Annotated in this window: 7 protein-coding genes; all 7 read left to right on the forward strand. The window is 26.3% G+C overall.

The window, feature by feature from the left end:
- The first annotated feature begins 17 nt into the window (after positions 1–17).
- Positions 18–1193, forward strand: a complete 1176-nt coding sequence (locus WBG30_RS03210) for a glycosyltransferase (RefSeq protein WP_424503203.1) — start codon at positions 18–20, stop codon at positions 1191–1193.
- A 13-nt stretch (positions 1194–1206) separates the two neighbouring features.
- Positions 1207–2382 (forward strand): glycosyltransferase, encoded by a 1176-nt coding sequence (locus WBG30_RS03215; RefSeq protein ID WP_424503204.1) that lies wholly within the window; start codon positions 1207–1209, stop codon positions 2380–2382.
- 10 nt (positions 2383–2392) lie between these two features.
- Positions 2393–3493: a glycosyltransferase family 9 protein gene (locus WBG30_RS03220; protein WP_424503205.1), complete on the forward strand. Its 1101-nt coding sequence runs from the start codon at positions 2393–2395 to the stop codon at positions 3491–3493.
- A gap of 1 nt (position 3494) precedes the next feature.
- Positions 3495–4805: an O-antigen ligase family protein gene (locus WBG30_RS03225; RefSeq protein WP_424503206.1), complete on the forward strand. Its 1311-nt coding sequence runs from the start codon at positions 3495–3497 to the stop codon at positions 4803–4805.
- Positions 4792–5544 carry a lipopolysaccharide core heptose(II) kinase RfaY gene (locus WBG30_RS03230; RefSeq protein ID WP_424503207.1) on the forward strand — a complete coding sequence of 251 codons (753 nt, stop codon included), beginning with the start codon at positions 4792–4794 and terminating at the stop codon, positions 5542–5544. The genes WBG30_RS03225 and WBG30_RS03230 overlap by 14 nt, the downstream gene beginning before the upstream one ends.
- Before the next feature lie 10 nt (positions 5545–5554).
- Entirely contained in the window at positions 5555–6607 is a 1053-nt protein-coding gene (locus tag WBG30_RS03235; RefSeq protein WP_424503208.1) for a glycosyltransferase family 9 protein, read from the forward strand.
- A gap of 103 nt (positions 6608–6710) precedes the next feature.
- Entirely contained in the window at positions 6711–7721 is a 1011-nt protein-coding gene (locus WBG30_RS03240; RefSeq protein WP_424503209.1) for a glycosyltransferase family 9 protein, read from the forward strand.
- Positions 7722–7901: the final 180 nt, after the last annotated feature.

Below are 7901 nucleotides of genomic sequence, written 5' to 3' on the forward strand. Positions count from 1 at the left end.
ATTTTAGGAGAAATAATATGAAAAAAAAAGTATTGATATACAATGGACAATTATTTATGGGTGGAATAGAAAAAGTGTTGACGAGATATCTTCATGCATTAAGTGCCCAAGAAAATTTAGACATAGAATTACTGATAAAAGAAAATGATCCTAAAAAAAATATTTTGTATAAAGACCTTCCTAAAAACTTAAAGTGCACTTTTATTAAAAGTGAGGGAATGGTTAATTTTAGAGAAAAAATGTCATCGAAAAGGAAAAATATATTTTGTAATATAATTTATCAAGTGATGAGGGAGATAGAGAAAATTCAAATGAAAATATTTTTGAAATCTTTTTTTCAGAAAAATAACGATATTGATGTAGTTGTTGATTTTGATATGAGTTTAGGGAAATATTTAGGTACAATAAAAACTTCAAAAAAAATAGGATGGTTTCATTATAGTATTGCAGCAAGAAAAGGGAAAAAAAGGGAAAGATTGAGAGAAAGGTTAAAAGGATATGATAAATTGGTAACAATTTGTGATGAGATGACGGAAGAACTCAGAGAAGTCTATCCGGCAGAAATAGAAAAAGGTGTAAGACTCTATAATCCTTTAAATATAGATGAGATAGTAACCATGTCGAAAGACATTGATAGTCTTGATAATGAAGAAAAACATATGATAAAGGAAAACTATTTGATTGGAGTATCTAGATTAGTTCATGGAAAAGGACGAGAGGATCTTATAAAGATATATGCAAAGTTAAAAAAATTAGGTATTCAAGAAAAGCTATATATACTAGGTGAAGGTCCTGAAAAGGAAAAATTAGAAAAATTAATTGAAAAACTTAATTTAAAAAAAGATGTTTTTTTGGTGGGACAAAAATCTAATCCATACATCTGGATGAGAAATGCAACATTATTTTTACACCCATCATATGGAGAAGGGTTACCAACGGTATTTATTGAATCTATGGCTTGTGGAACACCGGTAATAGCATATGACTGTCCTACAGGTCCAAAAGAAATATTGGAAGATGGAAAGAATGGTGGAATAATAGAATTAGGAAACATAGAAGAATTTAGTGAATTAACATATGAAGTATTAAAAAATAAAGAAATATTAGAAAATTATAAAAAAAATTCTGATGAAAGGGTTTTAGATTTTTCAACAACCCAGATTATGAGTCAATTTATAGAAATATTAAAATAATGGAGAGGTAAAGATGAAGAAGAAAATTATATTTCATAGTGGAAGCCTTAGAATGGGTGGACTTGAAAGAGTTTTAGTAGAAGTGCTACAAAATATAGATTTAAAAAAATTTGATATTAAATTATTAATAGAAGATGAATTTAAAGAAGAAAATATATTTGAAAAAGATATTCCAAAGGAAATAAAAATAACTTATTTAATTCCAGAAAACATTTTACAAAAGACTAAAAAATTAAGAGAAAATAAAAAAAATATTATGCATAAAATTGGATATAATCTTATGATGCAAGTGGAAAGGTATATTAGAAATAAAAATTTAATGAAGTTTTTAAAAGAAAATGAAGCAGAAGTCTTGGTAGATTTTGATAATGGATTATCTAAAGATATTCATAAAATTAAAGGGTTGAAGAAGGTAGCATGGTTACATAACTCTATACCTAAATTAAAGAAAAAAAAATCTAAAATAGATAGGTTTGGAAAAAGGCTAAATAATTACGATATTGTTGTAGCTATATGTGATGATATGAAGATAGAAACGGAAACTATATTCCCATATTTAAAGGGAAAGGTAACAAGGATATATAATCCATTTAATTTTGAAAGAATTAAAAATTTAGCTGAGAATGATTCCCATCTATCTAAAAAAGAAAAAGAGATGTTAAAAGAGAATTATATTGTCTCAGTATCAAGATTGGACAATGTTCAAAAAGATTATCCTACACTATTAAAAGCATTTAAAGAATTAAAAAATGAAGGATTTAATAAAAAATTATATATAGTAGGAGATGGGCCCTCTAGAAAAGAAATAGAAGATCAAATTATAGAATTAAATTTAGAAGAAGAAGTGAAATTATTGGGGCAGCAAAAAAATCCATATATTTGGATTAAAAATGCTGATTTATTTGTTCATAGTTCGAAATATGAAGGGTTACCAACAGTATTAATAGAGGCTATGATAGTGAATACAGTAGTTGTATCCAGTGACTGTCCTACTGGTCCTAGAGAAATATTGGATAATGGCAATTGCGGTATATTAGTAGAAGTAGGTAATATAGAAGGGTTAGCTAAAGGTATATTAGAGGGATTAAATCAAAAAGAAAAATATAATGAGAAATTAAAAATAAGAGTAGAAGAGTTTAACAAAGAAAAAGTTATAAAAGAGTATGAAAAATTAATTCTTGAGAGATAAAGGGGACTCTATGAAAAAACCAAAATTTTTAAAGACAAGCTATTTAAAACAAGAGATAAGAGAATTTTTAATAAAAATATTATTTTTATTTAATTATTTTGAAGAACATTATAAAAATAGCGAAAAGTCTCTACTCATAAGTTCAACTGATGGAATGGGAGACGCCGTAGTAAGGCAAAAATTATTAGATATGATAGTTGAAAAAGAGGCAAAAATTTATGATAACATTTATATATTAGCTTCTAAAAATTCATATGAGTTTTTTAAAATATTTGGCTATAATGTAATTTTAAGATCAGATGACGAAAGAACAAAATTAATAAAAAGAATTAAATTAATAAAAAAACTAACTAATTTAAATATTGAAAAAGTAATTCATTTGGAATTTGATATCCAAGATGAATTTATAAGATATTTAAAATGTAAAGAAAAAATAGGATTTAATAATATATATCACCCTGAAACAAATAAATTATTAACTCAAGTCATAAAAATGGGTGATAAATACGTTTTAGAAGATTGTGTTAGTTTTGCCAATGAATATTTTGATAAAACTTTTAAATTAGAAGAACTAAAACCAGATTTGGAAAAGAAAATGAAAAATGAAAATTCTAACTATAATATTGTTATTGGAGTAGGAGCAAATTCAAAAACAAGAATAATTGATATTAAAAGAACAAAAGAATATATAGATAAAATTTATGAATTATATCCAAAAAAACAGATTACTTTAATTGGAAAAGGTGAGTTAGAATTTAAAATTTCCAAAAAACTAGAAATTGAATTTCCTAAATTAAAGAATTTTGTCAATAAATTATCTTTAGAGGAAACCATTGATGAAATTCAAAATTCAGATTTATATATTGGATATGATTCCGGTTTATATAATTTAGCTTTTGGATTTAATAAAAAAATAATTTGTTTCTTTGGAGGAAATAAAAAAACAAGATTTTATCACAATAAATTCAATGAAGTTGAAATATTAAGTTATATTGAAGTTAGTAAACCGTGTAACATAATTAAAAATAGTGATTATGGGACCTATGAATTGAATAATATTTCAGTTGAAAACTTTGAAGTATCTCTAATAAAATTAATGAATAGGAGTTAAAATGGAAAAAACAAAAATAAAAATAAAAACAAAAACAATTAAACTATTAAGTACTTTAATTTTGATAGTTGTAATGTTATTCCCGTTTTTGTTAATTAAGAATAGTGGAGCTTTAAAAACGTTGGAACATTCACTATTTATATTTATAATGCTAAGAATCTTATTGACTAGAGAAGTTTATATCAATAAAAATCTAAAAACCATATTAGTTTTATTAGCTATAATGTTTGGTTCTATATTTATTAATTTGAAGCCAACAGCTAATGATTCTTTAACAATAATAAGATATATGTTTGCTTATTTTGGATTAATGATTGCCTTAACCCAAATTAGACTAGAGAAGAATTCTTTAAAATTATTAAACTATATATTTTTAAGTGTTAGTTTGTTATTTTTAATATTCGGATGGATAGAATTCTATAAAATGAAATTTACTATAACTCGAAGGTTTTCAGCAGGATATGATATTTTTATATATGGTTATGCAGTTTCTTTTTTTATACTCTATCATTTACAAAGGTATTTTAAGGAAACAAATAAAATGTTAGAGGTTGTTAATGGATCTATAATATTTATGTATATACCGTTATTGGTAGCTAACAGTACTAGAATGAATTGGCTTGTAGCTGTGTTTCTTATATTTATAACTATAGGGTTAAATTTTAATAAAAAAAAGTTAATATTGTTACTTTTAATTTTTACAATCGGAACTATACTTGTTCCGAATAAAAAAGAGGTAATGCTTAATATAAAAGAACGATTAGAGACTATAACATCTTCAAAAAATGGAAGCAATAACTCTAGAAAAGAGATCTATAGAAATTCAATAAGAATTTTTAAAACAAGTCCTATGCTAGGTGCTGGATTTAGAAATTATAGAAATGATTCTATAAAATTAAATTATAGTGATAAATATAAAGAATATTTTGATATAAAGAATAAAAAAATAAAAAAGTGGCCAAAAGATATAAAAGAAAGAGAAATTTTTTATGCCTATTTTGTTCGTATACACTCTCATGATAATTTTCTAGATATGTTAAGAGGAACAGGGATTCAAGGGGCGTTAGCATATATATTAATTTTTATTATAGGGTTTATAGAGTTATTTAAAAGATGGAGACATAATAATAGAAATAGTTTTTTAGAAACAGGATTGATAATGATATTATTTTTACAATTAGTTGGATTAAGTGAAACAACACTTCATATGAGACGAATAAATGAAATCGTTTTATTTTTTGTAGGAATAGGCTTAAGTAAAACTTTTGATAAAAAAGAAATAATAAAAGAGGAAAATAATGATGATAAGTAGAATTGAATATAAGAATAATAAAATATTTTATTTAGAAAAAGATAAAAACCTTTTAAAGTTAGGAAAAAATATTGTTGATAATGACATTAAAGTGTTTCAAAAATTTAAGGTTACTAAACGAAATTATGTTGTTGGAATAGAGTATGAAAATAAAAAATATATATTAAAATCTCCTAGAAATGAGCATCGTATTCCTCAAAGAAAATTTTTTACTATGTTTAAAGGCGGAGAATCATTTTCAACGTTAAACAATATAAATGCTTTAATCGATGAATATGGATTCGAGGAATTTGTAAAACCATTAATGACAATTGTCAAAAGAAAAAATGGAATGATTGTGGATAGTTATTTAGTTATGGAATACGTGGAAGGAATACCATTAGAAAAAGAAGATATATTTACAGCGGTAAAATTTTTAAAAAGATTACATAAATCTAAACATTATCATGGTGATGCAAATACTTCTAACTTTATGATGAAAGATGGTAAGTTGAGAACTATTGATACACAAGGAAAAAAATATTGGTTTGGAGAATATAGAAAATATTATGAAGTATTAACATTCTCAGAAGATCTTTTAGTTCTCATATGTGAATTAGATGGTGTTGAATTATTTAATTATCCTAAAAATATTTGGTATTATACCGCTTACTTTGTAAAGTATAGTAAAAAAAATAAATATATTGAAAAAATAAAAAAATGGAAGAAAAAGAAGAGAGATCAAGGCTGGAAAATATAGGAGAGAAAATATGAAAAAAATATTAATAGTAAGATTTAAACAAATAGGTGATTCACTTTTGGCTACTCCTATATGTGAATCGTTAAGAAAAACTTATCCAGGTGCTAGGATAGATTATGTGGTCTATGATCATATAGCGCCTTTATTTAAAGGTCATCCTGCAATAGATAATGTAATATCTATAACTAAGGAAGAAAGAAAAAATCCTTTGAAATATCTAGCTAAGGTATGGAAGGTAACTAGATTAAAATATGACATCATAATAGATATTATGTCTACTCCTAAATCTGAGTTATTTACACTATTAGGTAGATCAGCAGAATATCGTATAGGAAGGTGGAAACCTAAAAGAGGATATACCTATACTCATTCGGTAAAAGAGCCGGAGGTATCTCGTGATAAGGTAGATAAATTTTTACATATGTTAAAGCCATTGGAAGAAGCTGGAATAGACATAAAATATGATACTACATATAGGGTCGTATTGGCAGACAATGAAAAGAATAAATTGAAAGATAGGATGATAGAGGCTGGGGTAAATTTTAACAAACCTATTTTTGCTTTTGCTATAAACAGTAGAAGACCTGAAAAAATATGGAATTCTGAAAATATGAAAAAAATGATAATAAATCTACTGGATAAATATAACGCTCAAGGAATATTTTATTATTCACCAGCAGAGAAGGAATTTGCAAAAAATATGCACCAAGAATTAGGAAATAGGACAGATATTTTTTCCGATATAGAAACTAAATCTATAAGAGAATTAGCTATGTTACTATCAAACTGTGATATGTTTATAGGAAATGAAGGTGGACCTAGGCATATAGCTCAAGGGCTTGATATACCTAGTTTTGCTATATTTTCACCTAGAGCAGAGAAGAAAGAATGGTTATCTAATGCCAATGACAGACATCGTGGGATAGAACCAAATGATGTTATTAGGAGTCTAAATATAAAAAAACCAGAAACTTCTAAAGTGGAATATGAGTTAATAACACCTGAAAGAATCCTACCTATAATAGATGAAATGATAGTTAGGTATGTAAATAAAAAGTATTAATAAGTGAAAAGGAGAAAGAATTTCTTTCTCCTTTTGTGTATTTTATTAAATATGTTATAATTATGTATACGAACAAAAATAAGAAGAGAGAGGAGGCTTTAATTTGCAAAAAATATTAATAATTCATACAGCATTTATTGGAGATATAATTTTATCAACTCCTCTAATAAAGAAATTAAAGGCTGAATATATAGATGAAGGTTGCAGTATAACTTATGTAACGACTCCAGCAGGAGCTAGTGTACTAAAAAACAATCCAGATTTAGAGGAAATTATAGCTTATGATAAGAGAGGGGCTCATAGAGGACTTAGGGGGCTTTATCTATTAGGGAAAAGACTTAACTATAAAGGATTTGATGAGGTGATAATTCCTCATAGATATTTGAGAAGTTCTATCTTAGGGTGGTTGACTGGTGCTCCTACAAGGAGTGGATATGATAATGCTAGTGGAGGTTTTTTATTAACTAAAAAGATTCACTATGATAAATCAAAACATGAGGTAGAAAAATTACTTTCATTTGTAGAAGTAGATAACTTTACTGATGATAAATTATCTCTCTATCCCAGTGAGATAGAAAAACAAAAGATAGAAGAGATATGGAAAAAGAATAACTTAGAGGGAAAAAAAATAATTTTAGTTGCACCTGGAAGTAAATGGTTTACCAAGAGGTGGCCGTTAGAATATTTCGATGAACTTCTAAAAAAACTAGTAAAGGTAAGCGAATATAGAGTTGTCCTTATTGGAGGGCAAGAAGAATCGATGCTTAATATGTATACGAACAAAAATATAATAAATTTAATGGGAAAAACAAGTCTTTTAGATGTGGCGGAACTTTGTAGGCGAAGTGATATAATAGTTACAAATGACAGTTCTCCTATACACATAGCTTCGGCTTTTGAAAACTTATATATAGTAGCTATTTTTGGAGCTACGACTAGGGAGCTAGGATTCTTCCCATGGTCAAAAAATTCAGTGGTATTAGAAAATAATAGTTTAGATTGTAGACCTTGTGGATTACATGGAGGGGAGAAATGTCCTAAAGGGCACTTTAAGTGTATGCTAGAGATTAAGCCAGAAGTTGTATATGGTAAAATTATAAGTTATTTTAATTAAAAAAATCACGAATTATAAAAAATTGAATTTATGGAGGGGCAATTCATTAATTGCCCCTCCATAAATTCAATTTTTTATAATTCGTGATTTTTTTTATTAAAATAACTTATAATTTTACCATATACCACTTCCGGTTTAATTTCCAGCATACACTTAAAGTGTCCCTTAGGACATTTATCT

Source organism: Psychrilyobacter sp., from assembly GCF_049671765.1.
GTDB lineage: Bacteria > Fusobacteriota > Fusobacteriia > Fusobacteriales > Fusobacteriaceae > Psychrilyobacter.